Below are 22,079 nucleotides of genomic sequence, written 5' to 3' on the forward strand. Positions count from 1 at the left end.
TTCGGAGGAAAAATTAATGTACAAAAAAAATATAGTTAAAACTTGGTGGGGTCTAAAATGGATAGAATCGCTTGAAAACATAGACAAAAATAAAAATAGACTGCCACGTGGTAGAACTTATTTCAATAAAGGCAATGTAATAGACATAAACTACAAAGATGGAATGATAATATCAAAAGTAAAAGGTAATTACAAAGACCATTATAATCAAACAATAAAATTGAATGCTTTCAAAAAAGATGAAAAAAATAAAATAAAAGCCATATTAAAAAACAGAAAAGATTTTATGGCACAACTATTAATAGGATTTTTTCCTCCAGACTTATTTGAAATATTAACCCAATCACAAATACATTTATTTCCGGAAAAATGGGCTGATATACTATCAAAATGTTCATGTCCGGATAGGGCTAATCCTTGTAAACACCTTGCAGCTGTTTTCTATTCTTTTGCCCATGAATTCGATAAAAACCCTTTTCTTATATTTGAACTTCATGGACTCAAAAAATCAGAAATAGTAGAAGAAAGCGAAGAAAATATAATAAAATTCTCAAAACAATTCAAAATAAAAAAAGAAATAAAAGAACCAGAAATAATAGCAGAACCGCTTGAAATACAAAACCTATTAAATCTACTTCCAGATGATATACTATTCACAAATATAGACCTAAAATCAGATTTAAAAAAATTATATGAAGAAATAAACCAAGATGAAAACATAAAAATAGAAAACTTAAAATTAACAGACTTAGAAATAAAAATAAATTATAATCAACAAAATCCCAAAATACAATTAAAAACCAATATAGACTATTTAAATCATGAGTACAATTACTATGATTTCTTTGAAATACTCGAAAAAGCTAATTATTACAACTTAGAAGATTCAAACATAAAATTCTTTTCAAAACTATTAAAATACTTTGAAATAATAAAATATACAAAATCCTTTTTACCTCAAGCACAAAAAATAGATGAAACAAACTTCCATATAACTTATAAACCATATACAATAAATGAAACATATAAAAAATACCATGAATACTTAAAATCTTTAATAAAAGAACCCATAATAAAAAACAAAAATGAAATAGCAGATCAAGATTTCATAATAAATTTTCTCTTCAATCTATACATAAAAAACAAAATAAAATACATAATAGAACCCAAAGAAAACAAAATACATGAATTATTTTTTACAAATTATATATACAAACCAAAAAAATTTGATGAAAAAAACACGTTTACATCAATAAAAAACTATCTCGAACCAATAACAATAGATGCAAATGAATTTTTTATATTCAACATAAAAAATTACAAAAGCAAATACTCATTATCCATAGACATAGCAAAAAAAGATGATCCCTTTACAACAAAAGAATTGAGAGAACATCTAAGACAAAACAATGATCAAACAATATTAAAAAAACTTGCAATAATATCCAAATATTCTCCATTTATAATGGAATACTTAAACTTAAAATTCAAAGATCTAATAATAGAACCATCAGATCTTTCAGACTTAATAATAAACACTAAAAATATAATAAAACTATTAAACAGTCGAATAAACTATCCAATTGGAATGGAAAAAATATATACACCTGAACTTATAATAAAAACAAAAACAACCGAAAAAGATATAACCTTAGAAACCATATCAAAACAATTAAACTTTGATTTCAATTTCAAAATAGGAAGTACAGAAATAGAATTCGAAGAATTCATAAAAAAATATAATACAGAAAATGGAATCAAAAAAATAGAAAACCAATACTTCGTATATGAAAAACATGCAATAGAAAACATAAAACAAATAGTAAAAAAAATAAAAGAATTAGATAACATAAGTTTATTCAAATTCATACTATCAAAAAATATATTTGGAATAGACATAATAATAGATGAAAACCTAAAAAACTACATAAAAAACTTTAAAAAATATAAACAAATAAACATACCAAAAAAATTAAATGCCACATTAAGACCATATCAAAAAAAAGGATATAAATGGATATACACAAACTTTGAAAAAGGATTCAACATATGTCTTGCAGATGATATGGGTCTTGGAAAAACAATACAAATACTATCTGTGATACAAAAAATAAAAGAAAATAAAAAATTAACAAATCCATCAATAGTAATATGTCCAACATCATTACTTGCAAACTGGGAAAAAGAATCATCAAAATTTACACCAGAAATAAAAACACATATATACCATGGAAATGAAAGAGATATAGAAAAAATAAAAGAAAATGAACTAATAATAACATCTTATGGAATAATAAGAAGGGATATAGAAAAACTTCAAAAAATAAAATTTCAAATATGTGTAATAGATGAAGCTCAAAACATTAAAAATCCATATACCTCACAAAGTATAGCGGTAAAAAAAATAAACTCACAACACAAAGTAGCTCTTACAGGTACACCTGTTGAAAACAAATTATTAGAATTATGGTCAATATACGATTTCTTAATGCCGGGCTTTCTTGGAAATCAAGAAGACTTCAAAATAAATTATGCATATCCAATAGAAAAGCTAAGTAGAAACGCAGAAAAAAAATACTTAAAAAATGCCATAGAACCATTTTTAATGAGAAGATTAAAAACAGATAAAAAAATAATAAAAGACTTACCAGAAAAATTCGTATACGATGAATACGTATATTTAACACCAATTCAAAAAAAATACTATCAAAAAATAATGGATCTAAAATTTTCAAACATAGAAAAAAATCATCAAAAAAGAAAAGCTCATATATTTGCTCTAATAACAGCATTAAAACAAATATGTAATCATCCAGCTAATTATGACAAAAATTTTATACAAACAATAAACTCATCAGGAAAAATGCAAAAAACTATAGACATACTACAAACCATAATAGAAAATGAAGAAAAAGTAATAATATTCACACAATACACAACAATGGGCAATATACTACAAAAATTAATAAAAGAATACTTTAAAATGGAAATACTATTCTTTCATGGATCTTTAAACCAAAAGCAAAGAAATGAAATGATAGAAAAATTCGAAACAATATCCAAATACAAAGTAATGATAATATCATTAAAAGCTGGTGGAACGGGACTAAATTTAACCGCTGCAAACCATGTAATACATTATGATTTATGGTGGAATCCTGCCGTAGAAAATCAAGCAACAGACAGAGTATTTAGAATAGGACAAGAAAAAAATGTAATAGTACACAGACTAATAACTACGGGAACATTCGAAGAAAAAATAAATGAAATAATAAATAAAAAAGAAAGATTAACAAAAGAAATAATTACAACATCCGAAAAATGGATAGGAGACTTAACCAATGAAGAACTTAAAAAACTCTTCACATTAAAATAAAAACGGGCTTTAAAAGCCCGTTTATTATTTTCAAAATCAATAATTATAATCTGAAGACATAGCCGTCATCAAAAACATAGAAAGTAAATTAACAATATCATCACTCATAAAATTAACAAAACTAATCTCAGAATCAAAATAATTATCTACATTTAAATAAAAAACTAAATCATTATTTTCAACCTTTAAAAAATCTGTATATTCAGAAATATTACTTACTATCTCGGATATATTGAAATAACCTTGTTCAAGCTTAGCAAATTCAGACATAACAACATTAAAAATCTCAGGTTTAAACCTTAAATTCATAGCCCCAACATCAAAAGGATCCTTATAAGCTGGATAATTAAATGTCATATTCATATCCAAACCTAAAACTAACGGCTCTACAACTTCTCCTGGTTCTTCATAACCAGTACTCATATCAATATTAAACATCATTCTAAACTTAAAGTTCATAACATCCTTATAAGAATTTAAAAATTCTTCAACAAAATCTCTAAAATTATAAACTTTAACACCATTAATAGACATCCAAAATTCAGATACAATATCTTCCAAATCTTCTTCCATCAAAAATTCATCAAAAGAAACATTCAAAAAGCCTAAAATTGGATTAGCATATCTAAAATTATAATTCTCTTTCAAAACTTTATCAAAATCTTCCTTAATCCCATAAGAATCAGGATAATAATAATAAACAAAATCATCTGCTTCAGATGTATTCATAAAATAATCTACTAAATCTGCATATCTCTTATTAACAAATAAATCAGAAGTTTCAAAATCATCTATCAACAACATCCCTCTCATAGCATAATCAGAAATAGTAAAATATTCATAAGAAGGTGGAAGAATCAAAATTTCTGGAATAAATATATCTCTCAAAGAAATCCATTCTGAATCACCATCTACAGCAGCTAATTTCTTCAATAAAGGTTCAAAATCCTCTGGTTCTACATACTCCATTTGAGAAAAAACAGAATTAGCTTCAGGTCTTATTAAATCTTCCTCATCTGGATCTGATTCAAAATAAGAGAAAAAGTTATGATAATACTCCAACATACTTGGATTATCATTCATATAAACAAAAGTATTTGCTAAAATGTCTAATATCTTAAGAGTTCTATAATCAAAAGCAAAGTTACCAACTGTTTCATAATCAAATTCTACAAAATATGGATCAGAATCAACATTAATAAATTTCACAAAATCATCATAAGCTTCCTTAGATAAAAATACCAAAGAATCCTTATTCTCATCCAAATCTTTCAATTCATCTTTAATAGAAACCATTAAATCATAAACATCAGAACTTTTTAAACTCTTAAAAAATTCTTCAAGTTTTTCTAAATAATCTTCATCATCAAATTCGCTATCAAAATCTTCAGAATATATATCCTCAGAATACAAATTCATGATATCTTCAAGATCTCTCAACAAATACTCATTGCCAGCCCAATCAAAATTATAAAAATCATAAATAACCTTTGCAACATTCAAAGAAAAATTCCCCTTATCAGTACTCATGGCAGAATTTATCCTATTCAATTCAGAACTATCAAAAGAATTCATAGTATAAGAACTACCAAAAGACAAAATAAAAGTAAAAATAATAAACAATAAAACAGTAAGCCTCTTTGACATAATTTTCATCTCCTTAAAAAGTATTAGAATATCTAATAATACACTAATTTCTATACCATTTTACTAAAAAAATGAAAAAATAATGTAATTTTATAGTAAAATAATAAATGTATACACAAAAAGAGGTGATTTAATGAAAGAAGCATTACATAAAAAAATAAAAAAATACATATTAAGAAAAATTAAGACGGGAGAATTAAAACCAGGCGAACAAATTCCAACAGAAAAAGAACTCGTAGAAAAATTCAATACATCAAGAACAACAGTTAGAAAAGCTTTAGACGAACTAACAGTAGAAAACTATATATATCGAAAAAGAAAAATTGGATCTTTCGTAAATGAAGATGTAAAAAACTCAAAAAACATTGGACTGATATTATCCTACATATCAGATTATCTATCAGGAGAAACGATGGTTGGAATAGAACAAGTACTCAGAGAACATGGATATACCCCAATAGTAGAATTCATGAATGAAAATATAGAATTAAACAAAAAAAAGGTAAATGAACTACTAAAAAGGGACTTAAAAGGTCTAATAGCAATACCGAGAATGGAATTTTTTGATATAGAAGACTTTTCAGATCTTTTAGAATCAGATTTTCCACTCGTATACATGGATAGAGCTGTCGGATACACAGATAAAATAGTAGTTCAATCTGAAAACTATCAAAGCACATATGAATTAACACAAAATCTAATAAAATTTGGAAACTCAAAAAACATAGCCTTCATATCATATGATGAAGTAGTATTAAGCACCGTCAGAGATAGATTAATGGGAATAAGAGATGCTACAAAAAGATTTGGTGCAAAAACTGGTTACTACATAATAAAAGAAAATCAATTAGAAAATATAGCGGACAAATTAATAGAATATGACTATGATACAATATTTTGCTGTTATGACACTATAGCAGTAGCCTTAATATCAATAATGCAATCTAAAGGATACAAAATACCAGATGATATAAAAATAGTTGGATTTGATGACAGAAAAATTGGAGAACTAATAGTACCCAAATTAACCTCAATAAAACAAAATTTTGAAGAAATGGGAATAAAATCTGCTCAAATACTAATAGACTTAATAAATAAAAAAAATATAATAGAATCAGAAATATACATCCCTACCCAAATAATATATAGAGAATCATGTGGAATAAAAGACAAAATAAAATGATCAAAAACGAGTTTATCTTCGAATAAACTCGTTTTTTTATGTAGAAAATATAATATTTCATATTGTAAACGAGTATAACTTTAAATTTAAAAGATTTTTACAAAAAAATCACAATAATTATTAGTATATACAAATAATTATTGGTATATACTTTTGACTAAATTAAAAAAAAACACTAAAATAAAAATAGTATTATCAAAACGGGGAGGTAGAAAAATTATGAAAAAATTAACTTTATTATTACTATGTTTAGTATTATTATTCAGTATTTCATTTTCAAAAACCGTGACTTTAAATTATTTAGAAGTTATGACAAGTCCTGAAAGAACAAAATTATTAAAAGATATGATATCAAAATATGAAAAAGAAAATCCAGATATCAAAATAAACTTAATATCACCACCTTATGAACAAGCAGATCAAAAAGCAACTTTAATGCTAAACACAAATCAAAAACTCGATATAGTAGAAATAAGAGACTATACATTAAAACAATTTGTAAACAATGGAAAACTCGAAGATTTGAGTAAATACTTTGAAAATTGGAAAGATGCCGAAGATTTGACAGCCGTTGCAAAAAAAGCAGCTTATACATTAGACAATAAACCATATCTCGTACCTCAATGTATATTCATAAAAGCTCTTTTTGTTAGAGAAGATGTATTAAAACAAAATGGAATAAATACATTACCAAAAACAATAGACGAATTAATAGATATAGCTATAAAAATAACAGATCCATCAAAAAACCAATATGGATTCACATGGAGAGGAAAATCTTCAGAATTCAAATATTCAGATCTATTTGCATCTGCAGAAGTTGAAAACATAAAAAATGAAAAATATATATATTCTACTGAAAAAGAATTTTTTAACACTGAAGACTATAAAAGAGGAATGGAAAAATATATAAAACTATTCAAAGAAGCTGTACCAAAAGACGGTGTAAACTGGGGATTCAATGAACAAATAAACAGTTTCGTATCAGGAATGACACCTTTCTTAATACAAGATTCAGATGCAATACCTTTGATAAACAACTTAATGGATGAAAATAAATATACAGTAATACCAATTCCTGAAGGACCTCATGGCTACACATACCTCGATTATGGATTTACTGGAGTAGGAATACCAAGTTATTCAAAAAATAAGACAGAAGCTTGGAATTTCATAAAATGGTTAAACTCACCAGAACAAAATGGATATTTCAATGAACACTATGGAGCTTTACCAGTACATAAATCGACATATGAAAATAATGAACATTTCAAAAATGAAAAATATGCTGCATATGGAAAAGAAATGGTTTCAGAAAAATATATATTTAAAACATACCCTTTAGACTCAGAAAGATGGCCTGGCTGGAGCCAAATTCATGAAGTCGATATGCAAAACCTCTTACTTGGAAATACAGAATTAAAAAGAGTCCTAAAAAAATGGGAAGCATATTGGAACTAAAAAATACTTCAGGCTTGCTGAAAAGCAAGCCTTGAATTTTAAGAGGTGCAAAAATGCTAAAAAAAAGCCATACTCAAAAAAACAAATTCTTAATATATATATTAATACCTGCATTCTTATTTCTTGGATTATTCATATACTTTCCAGTTATAAAAGGTATATTCATATCATTCAAAAACTATACATTATTTGATCTATCCAATACACAATTCAATAACTTTCAAAACTTCAAAAACATATTTACAGATCAAAACTTTAGATTTATACAAATACTATTCAACACAATAATCTGGGTTGTAATATCTTTATTATTTCAATTCATACTTGGATTCATACTTGCATTATTGATGAAAAAACCCTTCAAAGGAAGAGGACTTTATTCAGCTTTAGTATTCTACCCTTGGGCATTATCAGGATTTGCCATTGGATTGATATGGGCTTGGATGTTCAATGGACAATTTGGTGTAATAAATGACATTTTATTAAAATTGGGATTAATAAATTCAAATATCGGCTTCTTATCAAATCCAAAAATAGCCATGATATCTGTAATAGTGGTAAATATTTGGTATGGTGTACCATTCTTCGCAATAATGCTACTTGCAGCATTACAATCAGTACCAAATGAATTATACGAAGCTGCAAAAATAGATGGTGCTGGACCTGTTAAACAACTATTTTCAATAACAATACCTTACATAAAACCAACAATAATATCAACAACACTATTAAGAACTATTTGGATAATGAATTTTCCAGACATAATATATGCAATGACAAATGGTGGACCAGCAAACAGCACAAATATACTTGCAACACAAATGATAAACAAAATATTAAAATTCTACGATTATGGACAAGGATCTGCATATGGAGTAGTAATAATAGCAATACTATTAACTTATGCAATAATTTATTTAAAAATATCCTCCAAAAAAGGGAATGATAATATATGAAAATAATAAAAAACACATTAAAAATAATATTATTATTATTATTCTTAATAATGGCTTTATTTCCTCTATACTGGGTTATAGTAACTTCATTCAAAGACTATAAAGAAATATATACATTTCCAATAAAATATTTACCTTCAAAAATAAATTTTGAAAATTATAAATACCTATTTGAAATAAGTAATTTTGGAATATACTTTAAAAATAGTGTATTAATATCCCTAATATCCGCATTAGGTGCGATGATAATATCTATATTTAGTGGATATTCTCTTTCGAGATTCAAATACAACAAAGCAAAAAACACCTTATTATTAGCAATGTATTTCTCACAAATGATACCAACATTCATGATAATGGCACCATTATTCACATCATTTGCCAATTTTGGAATGACGGATAGCTTATTTTCATTGATGGTAATATACATTTCAACAATGATAGCTTTTTCAACAATAATGGGAAAAGGTTTTTTTGATAGAATTCCCGTAGCTCTTGAAGAAGCAGCATTAATAGATGGTTGCAATAATATGCAAACAATAATAAAAATAGTAATACCTTTATCATTACCAGGACTTGCTGCAATATTTAGTTTTGCCTTTGTAAACATATGGAATGAACTTTTCCTTGCTGCAATGTTCATGAGTTCTTCGTACAAAATGACAATTCCAGTTGCCTTAAATTCCTTCATATCAAAAGCAGGGGTAAGTTGGGGTGTATTGAGTGCTGGAATAGTTGTTGCACTTCTACCAACAATGATAATATTTGCATTTACACAAAAATACATAGTTCAGGGATTAACTGATGGAGCCGTAAAAGGCTAAAGGAGGAAAAAATGAACGAATTAAATACAACAGATATATTACATCATCTCGGAGAAAACGACTTTCCTTTTGGAGCCGTAAATCCTCCAATATATCAAACATCAATATTTTGCTATAAAAATTTTCAAGACTTCAAAAAAGCTATATCAGATGAACCAAATAATTATATATACTCTCGCGGAAACAATCCAACAGTAAATCTGTTAGAAGAAAAAATTGCAAAATTAGAACATGGAGAAAGAGCAAAACTCGTAAGTTCTGGTATATCAGCAATAACAAATTCTATACTTTCTTTTCTAAAATCAGGAGATCATATAGTATGTGTAAAAGATTCTTATAGTTGGACTAAAAATCTTTTAGAAAAATACCTTCCAAGATTTGGAGTAACTCATACATATGTTGAAGGAACAAATACACAAGAAATAATAGATGCCGTAAAAGAAAACACAAAAATAATATACCTTGAAAGTCCCACAACATTTACATTCAAACTGCAAAACTTAAAAGAAATATCAGACTTTGCAAAATCAAAAAATATAAAAACAATCATAGATAACACATGGGCAACACCAATATATCAAAACCCAATAGACTATGGAATAGATATAGTAGTACATTCAGCATCAAAATATCTCGGTGGAAACTCCGATGTAGTAGCAGGAATAATAATTGGAAAAGAACAAGATATAAGACATATATTTCAAACGGAATTTCAAAACATCGGAACAGTACCAGATCCATTCATGGCTTGGTTAATACTGAGAGGAATAAGAACCTTACATATAAGACTTGAAAAACACTATGAAAATGCTTTAAAAATAATGAACTTTTTAAAACAACATCCAAAAATAGAAAATGTTTTATATCCATTCGATCCAGATTTTCCACAATATGAACTTGCAAAAAAACAAATGAAAGGTGGATCTGGTCTAATGTCTTTCAAATTAAAAACAAATAAAATAGAAAAAGTAATAGAATTTACAAACAGAATAAATTATTTCAAAAGAGCTGTTAGCTGGGGAGGATATGAAAGTTTAATAATGCCTTATGCAGTTACAACTGATAACATATCACAAGAACTTTTACCTCTAATAAGAATACACGTTGGATTAGAAGACCCTCAATTACTAATAAATGACTTAGATGAAGCTTTAAAAATAATATAAAATATATTATAATAAAAATACAATAAAAAAAGGGGGATAAAAATAAAAATGAAAAAAACACATAATCCAAAATCTGCTCCAAAAGCAATAGGGCCTTACTCTATAGCAAATGAATACAATAATCTTATATTCCTTTCTGGTCAATTACCTGTTGATATGGAAACAGGAGAAATGGTAAAAAATGATGTTGAAAAAGAGACACTAATAATACTAACAAACATAAAAAATATACTCGAAGAACTCGGAAGTTCTATGGATAAAGTTTTAAAAACAACAGTATACCTAAAAAATATGGATGATTTTACAAAAATGAATGAAATATATGGAAAATTTTTTATGGAAAACCATCCATCAAGATCTGCATTCCAAGTAGCAAAACTACCAAAAGACTCCGATGTTGAAATAGAAGTAATAGCAATAAAATAAAAATAAACTGCATGACATATTAAAAAGTCATGCAGTTTTTTATTAAAAACTTCTCTATTCTCATTATCTTCTCTTAATTTAATTAAAAACTTCACTATAAACTATCAAATTTATTAATTCAAGTATTTTTTAATGATTTTTATATTCTCAATAAATTAAAAAATTCTATTAATTTGTTAATAAACAATTAATAAATTAAGAAAAAATACTGTAATCATTATTATTCATTTATTTTAAAATACAATAACTAATAAATGAATTTTATATTTTTATAGTTTGTTGATAAACTCTGCCGATTAAATAATAAAAAAAACATTGCATAAATGTTGCATAAAATCAAATTAGTAAAATATATTTTATGGGAGATGAGAAATAATGGAATTAAATTTATCAAAAAGAAATTTAATAGTTAGTTTACCTGAAAACACTTTAGAATATGCATTAGAAGCAGAAAAAATGGGAGCTGATGCTGTCAAATTGCATATAAATGTAAAACACAGAGTTACTAAAAAAATTCATGATTCCTGGAATTCAATAAAAAATGAAACTCAAAGAATTATAAATACTTTAAATATTCCAGTTGGAATAGTTCCAGGAGCTGAATTAATGTGTTCAAAACAGGATATCAAAGAATTTGAAGATTTTAAATTGGATTTTTTAGATTGTTATATTGAGTATTATCCTATATGGATGAATAACACAAAATTAAAAAAAATGTTTGCAATAAATTATGACGATGATTTAGAACTAATAAAAGAAATAGAACATTTTAATCCAGATATAATAGAAGCTTCAATAATAAATCCATCAGAATATGGAAAAAATTATACTATAAAAGATATTCTCAAATTTAAAAAAATTATATCAAATACAAAATTACCAGTATATATTCCTTCACAAAAAATAATGGAATATGATGATTTAAAAGAATTTATCAAAATAGGTGCCAAAGGATTTATAATTGGTCCAATAGTAACAACAACTGAAATAAAAACATTCTCAAAAAAAATTTTTGAAATAAAAAACTGTATTGAAAAATTATAAATATTAAAATGGAGGGATTTAAAATGAAAAAATTTTTTATAGTATTAATAATTTCTATAACTATTTTTAGTTTCTCAGAAACAATAAAAATTTGGTTTGCTGGAACTCAAAAAGAATTAATGGATCTTGTAAATGATGAATTAATACCAAAATTTGAAAAAGAAAATTCCGAAATAAAATTAAGTGTTGAATTTATACCTTGGGGTCAATTATCTACAAAATTGACAACATCTTTTGCTGGAAATATGGGACCTGATATATTTATGCACGGACAAGCTGCTATCGCTGGATTTGCTGAAAAAGATATTTTAATCCCTTTAGATAAATATTTAAAAGATATAGAAGATTACAAAGATTTTGGAAATAGCATAGATACAGGATTATACAATAATAGTCACTATTTTATACCTTTATTCGGTAGTGGAAGACTTCTTGTAGTAAGAGAAGATATTTTAAATGAAAATAATATACCAAATATAAATAATCCTTTAAATTGGAATGATCTTAAAAATATTGCTGAGAAAGTAACCATAAAAACCGGTAAAAGAATCACAAGATCTGGTTTAGAACTACCTGTTCAAGGAATAGATTTACAACAAGTTTGGAGTTCTTTTCTATATCAAAATGGTGGTCAATTATTTGACAAAAATGCAGATCCAGTATTTAATGACAAAAAAGGAATTGATGCTTTAAATTATTATTCATCCTTAATAAATGATGTATGCCCAGAATATGGTGTTTCTTCAATAGGAACTATAAAACCTATAGCAGCAGAAAAATCTGTAATGAGTTTTTTAACTTTAGAAGATTTAAAAGATATTGAAAAATATTCTCCTGATAAATACGACAAATTAAAAATATTACTTCCACCTGAAAAAGAAAAAAAATCTACATTTTATTCTTTTGCTGGATTCATGGTAGTAAACAATAAAACAAAAATCCAAACAAAAATAAAAGTTTTAAATTTTTTAACTTCAAAAGATAACATTGTTTCTATTAATAAGGTTTTAGGAACACTTCCACCAAGACAGTCTTCCTTGTTATATACAGAATTTTCAAATGATGAAACCATAAAAAAATACATTGAAGGATCTTATTTTTCATTTGGAAATCCAAATATAACTTATTGGTCACAAGCAAGAGATATTCTAATAAAACATCTCGAAAGAGCTATTAAAAAAGTTGAAACTTCTGAAGAAGCTTTAAATAAAGCATATGATGAAATAATAAAACTCAAATAAAATGATCGGTTTTCCGGTCATTTATTCGGAGGAATATAATGACTAAAAAATCAAAAAAGAAAATAGTAAAAACAGCTATTTTATTCATAATGCCAGTAATAATATACAATATAATATTCAAAATAATTCCAATATTTTATTCTTTAATACTTAGCTTTACAAACTATGACGGATTTTCATCTCCAATTTTCATAGGTATTAAAAACTATCTTGAATTATTAAAATCACAAGAATTTGGAAATTCTATTTTAAGGACCGGAATATTTGCTTTAGAAGTACTTCCATTAAATATGTTAATTTCTTTAATTCTTGCAATAATGATAAATAATAAAATTAAAGGAATAAGTTTTTTTAGAGGTATATATTATCTTCCAGTAATAACTCCAATGGTTGCTGTTTCCATAATATGGGTATGGCTATATGATCCTGAATATGGAATAATAAATTTCTTATTATCATTATTTAATATACCTCCTGTATACTTTTTGGCTGATTCTTCGACAGCGTTATCTTCTATATCTGTAATGAGAATATGGCGAGGTGTAGGTTGGAATATGATAATATATCTTGCAGGTTTACAAAATATTTCAAAAAATGTTTATGAAGCCGCTAAATTAGATGGTGCAACAGAAATACAAAGCTTTTGGAAAATAACTCTTCCACTTCTAAGACCTGTGCATATTTATGTACTAATAGTGGGAATAATAAGTACATTTCAATCATTTACTGAAATGTACGTTATGACTGGTGGAGGACCTTTAGAATCAACTACAACAGTTGGACTTTTAATATATAGAGAAGCTTTTGAATATATGAATATGGGTATGGCTTCTTCAATGTCTTTTATACTGGGAATAATAATTTTAATCCTATCTTTTATGAGTTTTAAATTAAATTCAAAAAATAATGAAGGTGTTTAAATTGACAAAAAAAATAAAATTATACATTCTATTAATAATAATTGGAATAATAATGGCTTTCCCTTTTATATGGACAGTTACATCTTCATTTAAACCAGATAATGAACTATTTTCATTTCCGCCATCATTAATAATTAAAAATTTTACTATAAAAAACTATGACTATGTTTTAAATATAAAAGGATTTTCAGGCTATTTTTTTAATAGTATTATAGTTTCCGGACTATCTGTAATAATAAATGTTTTATTTTGTAGCATGGCTGGTTATGCTTTCGCTCATCTTGAATTTAAACACAAAAATTTTTGGTTTTTTTTATTACTTGCAACAATGATGATTCCAATACAGATAACTCTTATACCAACATTTTTAATTGCCAAAAATTTCCCACTCATTGGAGGAAATAACCTATTTGGTTATGGTGGAACAGGACTTCTTAATACCTATGCTGGATTAATAATTCCACATATAATGTCTGCTTTTGGTGTTTTTATGATGAGACAATTTTATTTACAAATTCCAAAAGAACTTGCAGAATCAGCAAGGATTGATGGTGCTAGTGAATCTATAATATTTTTTAAAATATTTTTTCCAATTGGAAAATCTTCTATAGCTGCATTAGCAATATTTACATTCACTCAAGCTTGGGATGATTTTTTATGGCCATTAATAATAACAAATGATGATTCGATGAGAACCTTGCAACTTGGTTTAGAAATTTTTAAAAGCCAAAATTCAGCCGATTGGGGTCCTCTAATGTCAGCAACAACTTTAACAATAATTCCTGTTTTAATAATATTTATAATACTTCAAAAATATTTTATAGATATATCTATATCAAGCTCTTTAAAATAAAAAAGAGGTGAAAAACTTGAAAAAATATGATGTAATAATAATTGGTGGTGGAATTTCTGGGATTTCTGCAGCAATCTCTTGTTCAAAACTTGGATTAAAAACATTAATAATAGAAAAAAATAACAATCCTGGTGGAGTACTCACTAATTGTAATGTAATGCCAATGATGACTTTTCACAGTAAAAAAAGACAAACCATACAAGGTATAGGCCAAGAAATAATTGAAGAATTAAAAAAAGTTAAGGGAACATACGGTCATTTAAAAGATCCTATAGGTTTTGTTGAAAGTATTACACCTTTCAAACCAGAAAAAATGAAATTAGTTTTATCAAATCTAATAAAAAAATATAAAATTGATACCGTATTTGGAGTAATTATTAATGAAATAAAAATTGAGCAAAACAAAATCAATTACATAAGTATAATAAATGAATATATGGAAGAACATATAAAATCATTATTTTATATAGATGCAACAGGAGATGGAAACTTTTCTGTGAAAGCGGGAGCAAAAAAAATAACTCAAAATTCAACACCGCAACCTTCAACTATGGTATATAAAATAAAAGGAATAAATAAAGAAAAAATTAAAGATTATGTATTAAAAAATAAAAAAAATTTTACACTAAATGAGAATACCACTGCTTTAAAAGAATATCTTGCAATATCTGGATATTTTAATGAAATCAAAAAATTTAAAGATTATAATATCAATTTTAAAAGAGATAGACTTCTTTTTTTTGAAATACCTTTTTCTACAGATGAAATATTGATGAATACTTCAAGATATAATTTTGATGGAACAAATCCATATGAAAAAACAAAAAATCAATTAAATTCATTTAAAGACACTGAAAATTTCGAATCTTTTTTAAAAAATGAAATATACGGATTTGAAAATATTAATTCAATAGAAACCTCTTCAATAATAGGTATAAGAGAAACTTTTCATGTAAAAGGAAAAAAAATTATTGAATATAAAGATTTATTAAAAAAAGATATAAATATTAATTCTATAGCAGTCGGAGCTTATCCAATAGATATACACGATTCAGGATCAGATAAAATAATTACAAAAAAAACATCCGAAGAATATTATATACCTTTTGAAGCTTTAATACCAGAAACTGTTGAAAATATATCTTTAGCTGGAAGAGCTATTTCTGCAACATCAGAAGCTTTTTCTGCAATTCGTACAAGTCCACTTGCATGTGCTACTGGTGAAGCAGCTGGAATAATAGCTTATACATATATTAAAAATTCTAAAATAGAAGAATCTTCATACAAAGATATTAAAAATATTTTAGATAAAAGGGGCATTATATATAAATGAAAAGAATACTCTTAATACCTCTTGACTCAAGACCAGTAAATATAGATTATGTATATGAATTATCAAAAATTTCAGAAAATACCTTAATATATCCACCAAAAAAATTTCTTGATGATTTTTATACTCCTGCAGATATAAATGGAATAATCGAATGGTCAAAAAATCAAAAATACGATATAGCAATAATTTCAATAGATATGTTAGTATATGGCGGATTAATAAATTCGAGACTTGATAAAATAACTTTAGAAAATGCTTTAAAAAATTTGCAAAAAATAAAAATTTATAAAAAAGATATATACATATATTCAATAATAAGAAGAGCTCTAATTTCTGTAAAAAATAAAGAAGATGAAATATTATACAATGAATTAAAAAAATATTTTATAACTAAAGATAAAAAATATATTGAAAATCTCCCATCGAAATTCAAAGAAGATTATAAAAAACTTAGAAAAAGAAATCATATAATAAATTTAGAAGTATTAAAATATGAAAATGAAAAGAATGTAAAAAAAATTATATTTGGGGTTGAAGATACTTTTAAACATAGCCCCACAAAAAAGGAAGAATTAGAATTAATTAAAAATTCAAAATATTACAATTCAAAAACATTCATATACAATGGTGCTGATGAAATATCTCAAGAATTATTTTCTCATATCATAAAAAATAATTCCGTAGATCTTAATATATTGACAGATGAAACAAACACATTAAAAAATATATATGATTATGAAGATAGACCTTTAGAAAAAAACTTAAAAACACGTCTAATCATGCACAATATAAAGATAACAAAAAATTCAATAAATACTTTAATAATAATAAACAAAAATATAGAAAATGGAAAAAAACTTATTCTAAATGAAATTCAAAATAATAAAAAAATATATATTTTAGATGCTTTAAATGTAAATAAATGTAATGAAAAATTAATTAATTTTCTTATAAATGAAAAATTATTAAATAAAATCAAATTTTATAGTTCTTGGAACACCATTTCAAATAGATTGGGAACTATTATAAGTATGATAATAGCTTGTAATAATAATCATAATGAAAAAGAAGCTCAAAAATTTCTTTTAGAATGTTTATTAGAAGATTATCTATATCAGACAAAAACAAGAAACATTTTAAAAAAAATAATTCAAGAAAAAAATGAAAATATATATGATGTAAAAAAAGAAACTTTAGATTATTTTTATAAAAACATTTTTTTAAGAGAATTAGAACCTTTAAAAATAAAATTGATGAAAAATATGAACCTAAAATCGTTAAAAGTAGAAAAATTTATACTACCTTGGAATAGAATATTTGAATGTAAAATAAAAATAAAGGTGATTTGATTTCTCAAATCACCTTTATAATTTATCATTATCTATCATTTTTTCTTATTGTTTTTTATAGAAAAATAAAAAACAGTTCCTTTACCAAGCTGGGACTCAACCCATACCTTACCATTAAAACTATCAACTATTTTTTTAACTATGGCAAGTCCTATACCAGTACTATCACTATCCTCTTTAGAAGAAAGCGTTTGAAATATTTTAAAAATCTTTTCATGGTACTTCTCATCTATACCAGGACCATTATCTTTAATATAAAAAATATTATAATCTGGTTTTGAATTACACCCTATATTAATAACACATTTATCTTTATCATTATACTTAACGGCATTAGAAATAATATTTTGAAAAAGTTGAGTAATCTTAGTCCTATCAACCTCAACAATTGGAAGTTCATTATCTATAATTATTTCTATATACTCATCATTATAAATATTACTTCTTATATCTTCAACAACTTCATTTGTATCTACTTTTTCTATATCATCAACACGTCTTCCAACACGTGAATAACTCAAAATACCCTCTATAAGAGTATTCATCCTCTCAGTTCTATTATACAAAAGATCGAGAAGTTCTTTTCCATCGTCATTTAAAGATTCATGATAATCAGTAATTATCCATTGGGCTATCTGTCCTATTCCCCTCAAAGGAGCTTTTAAATCATGAGAGACAATATAGGCAAAATCTTTAAGTTCATCATTCAATTGAACAAGTTTATCATTATTATTTCTCAATTCAATAGTCTTCTCCATAACTTTTTCTTCAAGTTCATCATTATACTTTTTAACCTTGAACATTCTCCATTCAATAAATAAAAATACAAAAAAAGCTATTAAAGAAATCATTAAAAGATAAAACCATATAGTCTTATAAAAAGGTGGAATTATTTTCACTTTCAAAATAACTTCTCTATTACTCCAAGAACCATATCTATCAGTTCCCCTAACTCTAAAAGTATAAGAACCAGGATTTAAATTGGTATAAACTGCCATATTTCTATTTCCAGAATAAATCCAATTTTTGTCAAAACCTTCCATTTTATAAGAATAAACATTTTGAGATAAGAAATTTAAAGAAGAAAATTCAAAAGATATCATATTATATTTTTCAGGAAGTTCTATATAATCTGTATAATAAATACTATTCTCCAAAAAAATATGATTATCATATGGAATACCCGGAAAAATTCTTTCATTAAAAATATAAATATCAGTTAATACTACATTAGAATCATAATCTTCAGGTATTATATTATTTGGATCAAAAACAGTTAATCCATGATCTCCACCAAAATAAAATATACCATTAGAATCTTTCAAATAAGATTTACCAAAAAACTGTTCATTGAGGATACCATTAGTTGAATCATAATTTATAAAAATTTCATCTTTTATATTGAATTTAGAAAGCCCCGAATTAGTACTAAACCATATATCATCACCATTTATCAAAAAACCCAATACATGATCACTCAAAAGTCTATTCTTTTCAGTATATACTTTATATTCATTATTATCTGGATTATAAAAACTAATTCCACCCCCATAAGTCCCTATTATGAGAGTTCCATCATCAATTTCATCTATTTTAACTACATAATCATTCGTTAAAAAATTACTATTATCAGAATTATAAATATCCACAAATCCATTATTTATATCAAAAAGATAAATACCTCCACCAACCGTTCCAACCCATAGTCTATTTTTAGAATCTTTAAAAAAATTATATATAAAATTTGGACTTGTATTGGAATTGAAATTAAGATACATATCAAACTTAAAATTATCCAAAAGTTCTCTTTTATCATAATCGTAAACAAACAATCCGTTATAACGAGTTCCTATCAAATAAATACCTTCAGAATATTCATAAAATGCCCAAATATCATAATCTTTCAAATCATCTATAATCAAAATATTCCTCAAAGAATCAGGATCATATATCTGAACTCCTTTATCAGTTCCTATCCAAACTCTTCTCTTAGAGTCTTGCATCAAAGACCAAACATTATAACTCATCAACTCTTCATCATTTTCAAAAAATCTCAAAGTTTCAGGATCATAAATATCTAACCCTCCACCTCTTGTACCTATCCAAATGAGACCTGTATCAATTTCCAACATGCCTGCAATAGAATTATGAGATAATTGTCCAACTGATTTTGTATAATTTTTAAAGTCTTCAACATATGGATCAAAATATATAACTCCATTACCTTGAGTTCCAAGCCACATCAATCCAGAACTATCTTGAAAAATACTCATAATATTTGTATTAATTATAGAATCTTCAATCTTAAGATCATAAGTTATAATATCAAAATCCAAATGCATATCAATTTTATATATACTACTCGAATGTGTCCCTATCCAAAGATCTTTCTTAGAATCTAAAAATAAAGTAGAAATATATAATTCTTTTAATATACTTTTTAACTCATTATTTTCATTATCCAAGAAAAAAAGTCCTTTATCGGTTGCAAAATAAAAATGTTCACATTCAATACAAATATCATTTATTTTATATCCATTTAATAAATCAAAATTTCTAATCTTACCATCATTGTATATTTTAATTCCAGAATTCGTACCAAGCCAAACTTCATCTTCTCTAAAAGCCACAGAATTAATATCATTCAAAAAAACGACATTTATAAAAGAATCAGTATCTTTATCAAAATAAAAAAGTCCATGATTTTTTATAACAATCCATAATATATTAGTATTTTTATTCAAAGTCATAAAAGTAACATTATCATCTGGAAGTTTTCCATTTTCAACAGAATAATATCTAAAATGATCTTTTATGGGGTCATAAACTGAAATTCCTTTATCCATAGTAGAAATCCATATATTTCCATGAGAACATTTAATTAAATTATTTATAAAATTACCGCTTACACTATTATCACCATTAGCTTTTTTATAAACAGTCATTTTATTTCCATCCCATTTATTAAGACCATTATTAGTTGCAAACCACATAAAACCTTTATCATCTTCTAAAGAATCATTAACACTACTATTTGACATATTATTTTCATTGTTCAACACAAAAAATCGAAAAAATTTATCATGAGAAAAAATCAAAACAGAAAATAAAAATAAAAAAATCAAAACAAAAAATTTATTCATGCTATCATTCCTCTGAATTATAGAATTCTTTTATCTTAACAAAATCATCGTAATTTTCTTCAAAAACCTTGAAAATATAAGGATCAAAAGCTTCGCCTTCATCTTCTTTCATTATTTCAAAAGTTTTTTCATAAGTAAATGCAGGTTTATAAATCCTTTTACTTGTAAGAGCATCAAAAACATCTGCAAAACTAACAATTCTTGCACTCAAAGGTATATCTTCTTTACAAAGTTTTTCTGGATATCCTCTTCCATTCCACTTCTCATGATGACTCTTAGCAATATCATAAGCCATTTTCAAAGAAGTAAAATCAGGATACTTAGAAATAACTTTTTCAAGAGTATGTGCCCCTATCAAAGTATGAGTTTTTATAACTTCAAACTCTTCATCAGTAAGTTTACCTGGTTTAAGCAAAATAGAATCAGGAATACCAACCTTACCAATATCATGCAAAATACTTGATTCATAAATATCCTCTATAAAAATTGTATCTATAATACTTTTAAATTTAGAATTTTTTGAAAGAAGAATAGAAAGATGTTTACAATACTCTCTAATTCTAATAAGATGAAGACCCGTCTCATAATCGCGAGATTCGGTAAGCTCTGCTAAAGAAAGAATCAATGCATTTTTTGCATCTTTAAAATTTTCCTGTAAAATTCTTAAAGATTCTTCTATTTTTTTTCTCTCATGAATTTCCTCTATAAGATTATTAGTTCTCTCAAGTACAAGTGATTCAAGATGTTTTTTATAATTTTCAAGTTCAGTTTCATTCTGTTTATTTTTAATCGCATTTTCTATGGTTATTTCAATAGTTTTAAAATAATTATAGTCCATATCTTTGATTACATAATCATAAGCACCTTTTTTCATAGCTTGTACAGCTATTTCCTCATTACCAGCTCCAGTAACAATTATTATTGGGATATCATCAACAAAATCAAAAAAATCAAAAGCCGTATTAATACCAAGATTAAAATCTGTAACTATTGCAACATATTCATTATACTTAAGCTTATCAACAACATCATCATAACTCATAGAAAAATCAACAATATACTTAAAATTGCTTCTTTCAATAAATCTTTTAAAAGATTTCAAATCTATTATATTATCTTCTACAAAAAGAATCTTCAAAGAATTCATATTATAACCC

General features: G+C 25.5%; 16 protein-coding genes. 13 read left to right on the forward strand and 3 right to left on the reverse strand.

What is annotated here, in order from left to right:
* Positions 1-16 precede the first annotated feature (16 nt).
* A complete protein-coding gene (locus C7380_RS06220) occupies positions 17-3,376 on the forward strand; it encodes a DEAD/DEAH box helicase (RefSeq protein WP_158274809.1) in 3,360 nt (1,119 codons plus the stop codon).
* 36 nt (positions 3,377-3,412) lie between these two features.
* On the opposite strand, the gene C7380_RS06225 is transcribed toward C7380_RS06220, so the two are convergent.
* Complete coding sequence (locus C7380_RS06225) at positions 3,413-5,023, reverse strand: hypothetical protein (RefSeq protein WP_109604630.1); 1,611 nt, start codon at positions 5,021-5,023, stop codon at positions 3,413-3,415.
* A gap of 133 nt (positions 5,024-5,156) precedes the next feature.
* Here C7380_RS06225 and C7380_RS06230 point away from each other — a divergent pair, with 133 nt between their 5' ends.
* The 12 genes from C7380_RS06230 to C7380_RS06285 all read left to right on the forward strand — a co-directional run bounded on the left by C7380_RS06230 (position 5,157) and on the right by C7380_RS06285 (position 17,779).
* Positions 5,157-6,206, forward strand: a complete 1,050-nt coding sequence (locus C7380_RS06230) for a GntR family transcriptional regulator (protein WP_109604631.1) — start codon at positions 5,157-5,159, stop codon at positions 6,204-6,206.
* Positions 6,207-6,425: 219 nt separating this feature from the next.
* On the forward strand, positions 6,426-7,667 hold the full coding sequence (locus C7380_RS06235; protein WP_109604632.1) for an ABC transporter substrate-binding protein: 1,242 nt from the start codon (positions 6,426-6,428) through the stop codon (positions 7,665-7,667).
* 53 nt (positions 7,668-7,720) lie between these two features.
* The gene (locus C7380_RS06240) at positions 7,721-8,623 is read left to right on the forward strand and encodes a carbohydrate ABC transporter permease (RefSeq protein WP_109604633.1); all 903 of its coding nucleotides are present in this window, start codon (positions 7,721-7,723) and stop codon (positions 8,621-8,623) included.
* Complete coding sequence (locus C7380_RS06245; protein WP_109604634.1) at positions 8,620-9,447, forward strand: carbohydrate ABC transporter permease; 828 nt, start codon at positions 8,620-8,622, stop codon at positions 9,445-9,447. The genes C7380_RS06240 and C7380_RS06245 overlap by 4 nt, the downstream gene beginning before the upstream one ends.
* 11 nt (positions 9,448-9,458) lie before the next feature.
* Positions 9,459-10,613, forward strand: coding sequence for a bifunctional L-alanine/L-glutamate racemase (aar, locus tag C7380_RS06250; protein ID WP_109604635.1), 1,155 nt, complete (start codon positions 9,459-9,461; stop codon positions 10,611-10,613).
* A 48-nt stretch (positions 10,614-10,661) separates the two neighbouring features.
* Entirely contained in the window at positions 10,662-11,039 is a 378-nt protein-coding gene (locus C7380_RS06255; RefSeq protein ID WP_109604636.1) for a RidA family protein, read from the forward strand.
* A gap of 375 nt (positions 11,040-11,414) precedes the next feature.
* A complete protein-coding gene (locus C7380_RS06260) occupies positions 11,415-12,083 on the forward strand; it encodes a hypothetical protein (RefSeq protein ID WP_109604637.1) in 669 nt (222 codons plus the stop codon).
* Between the two features lie 23 nt (positions 12,084-12,106).
* Positions 12,107-13,324 (forward strand): extracellular solute-binding protein, encoded by a 1,218-nt coding sequence (locus C7380_RS06265; RefSeq protein ID WP_158274810.1) that lies wholly within the window; start codon positions 12,107-12,109, stop codon positions 13,322-13,324.
* Between the two features lie 38 nt (positions 13,325-13,362).
* Positions 13,363-14,244, forward strand: coding sequence for a carbohydrate ABC transporter permease (locus tag C7380_RS06270; protein ID WP_109604639.1), 882 nt, complete (start codon positions 13,363-13,365; stop codon positions 14,242-14,244).
* Position 14,245: 1 nt separating this feature from the next.
* Positions 14,246-15,097: a carbohydrate ABC transporter permease gene (locus C7380_RS06275; protein WP_206050540.1), complete on the forward strand. Its 852-nt coding sequence runs from the start codon at positions 14,246-14,248 to the stop codon at positions 15,095-15,097.
* Between the two features lie 16 nt (positions 15,098-15,113).
* Positions 15,114-16,430, forward strand: coding sequence for an FAD-dependent oxidoreductase (locus tag C7380_RS06280; RefSeq protein ID WP_158274811.1), 1,317 nt, complete (start codon positions 15,114-15,116; stop codon positions 16,428-16,430).
* Entirely contained in the window at positions 16,427-17,779 is a 1,353-nt protein-coding gene (locus tag C7380_RS06285; protein ID WP_109604642.1) for a DUF4127 family protein, read from the forward strand. Before C7380_RS06280 ends, C7380_RS06285 begins: the two co-directional genes overlap by 4 nt.
* 35 nt (positions 17,780-17,814) lie before the next feature.
* On the opposite strand, the gene C7380_RS06290 is transcribed toward C7380_RS06285, so the two are convergent.
* Together C7380_RS06290 and C7380_RS06295 are read right to left on the reverse strand one after the other, a co-directional pair.
* Complete coding sequence (locus C7380_RS06290) at positions 17,815-20,922, reverse strand: two-component regulator propeller domain-containing protein (RefSeq protein ID WP_109604643.1); 3,108 nt, start codon at positions 20,920-20,922, stop codon at positions 17,815-17,817.
* A gap of 4 nt (positions 20,923-20,926) precedes the next feature.
* Positions 20,927-22,069, reverse strand: coding sequence for an HD domain-containing phosphohydrolase (locus tag C7380_RS06295; RefSeq protein ID WP_109604644.1), 1,143 nt, complete (start codon positions 22,067-22,069; stop codon positions 20,927-20,929).
* Positions 22,070-22,079: the final 10 nt, after the last annotated feature.

The organism is Oceanotoga teriensis (assembly GCF_003148465.1).
Taxonomy (GTDB): domain Bacteria; phylum Thermotogota; class Thermotogae; order Petrotogales; family Petrotogaceae; genus Oceanotoga; species Oceanotoga teriensis.

Bases quoted from the DNA above. Each gene is read 5' to 3' on its own strand.
- C7380_RS06220 (WP_158274809.1), top strand. From the start codon at position 17: ATGTACAAAAAAAATATAGTTAAAACTTGGTGGGGTCTAAAATGGATA.
- C7380_RS06225 (WP_109604630.1), bottom strand. From the start codon at position 5,023: ATGTCAAAGAGGCTTACTGTTTTATTGTTTATTATTTTTACTTTTATT.
- C7380_RS06230 (WP_109604631.1), top strand. From the start codon at position 5,157: ATGAAAGAAGCATTACATAAAAAAATAAAAAAATACATATTAAGAAAA.
- C7380_RS06235 (WP_109604632.1), top strand. From the start codon at position 6,426: ATGAAAAAATTAACTTTATTATTACTATGTTTAGTATTATTATTCAGT.
- C7380_RS06240 (WP_109604633.1), top strand. From the start codon at position 7,721: ATGCTAAAAAAAAGCCATACTCAAAAAAACAAATTCTTAATATATATA.
- C7380_RS06245 (WP_109604634.1), top strand. From the start codon at position 8,620: ATGAAAATAATAAAAAACACATTAAAAATAATATTATTATTATTATTC.
- aar (WP_109604635.1), top strand. From the start codon at position 9,459: ATGAACGAATTAAATACAACAGATATATTACATCATCTCGGAGAAAAC.
- C7380_RS06255 (WP_109604636.1), top strand. From the start codon at position 10,662: ATGAAAAAAACACATAATCCAAAATCTGCTCCAAAAGCAATAGGGCCT.
- C7380_RS06260 (WP_109604637.1), top strand. From the start codon at position 11,415: ATGGAATTAAATTTATCAAAAAGAAATTTAATAGTTAGTTTACCTGAA.
- C7380_RS06265 (WP_158274810.1), top strand. From the start codon at position 12,107: ATGAAAAAATTTTTTATAGTATTAATAATTTCTATAACTATTTTTAGT.
- C7380_RS06270 (WP_109604639.1), top strand. From the start codon at position 13,363: ATGACTAAAAAATCAAAAAAGAAAATAGTAAAAACAGCTATTTTATTC.
- C7380_RS06285 (WP_109604642.1), top strand. From the start codon at position 16,427: ATGAAAAGAATACTCTTAATACCTCTTGACTCAAGACCAGTAAATATA.
- C7380_RS06290 (WP_109604643.1), bottom strand. From the start codon at position 20,922: ATGAATAAATTTTTTGTTTTGATTTTTTTATTTTTATTTTCTGTTTTG.
- C7380_RS06295 (WP_109604644.1), bottom strand. From the start codon at position 22,069: ATGAATTCTTTGAAGATTCTTTTTGTAGAAGATAATATAATAGATTTG.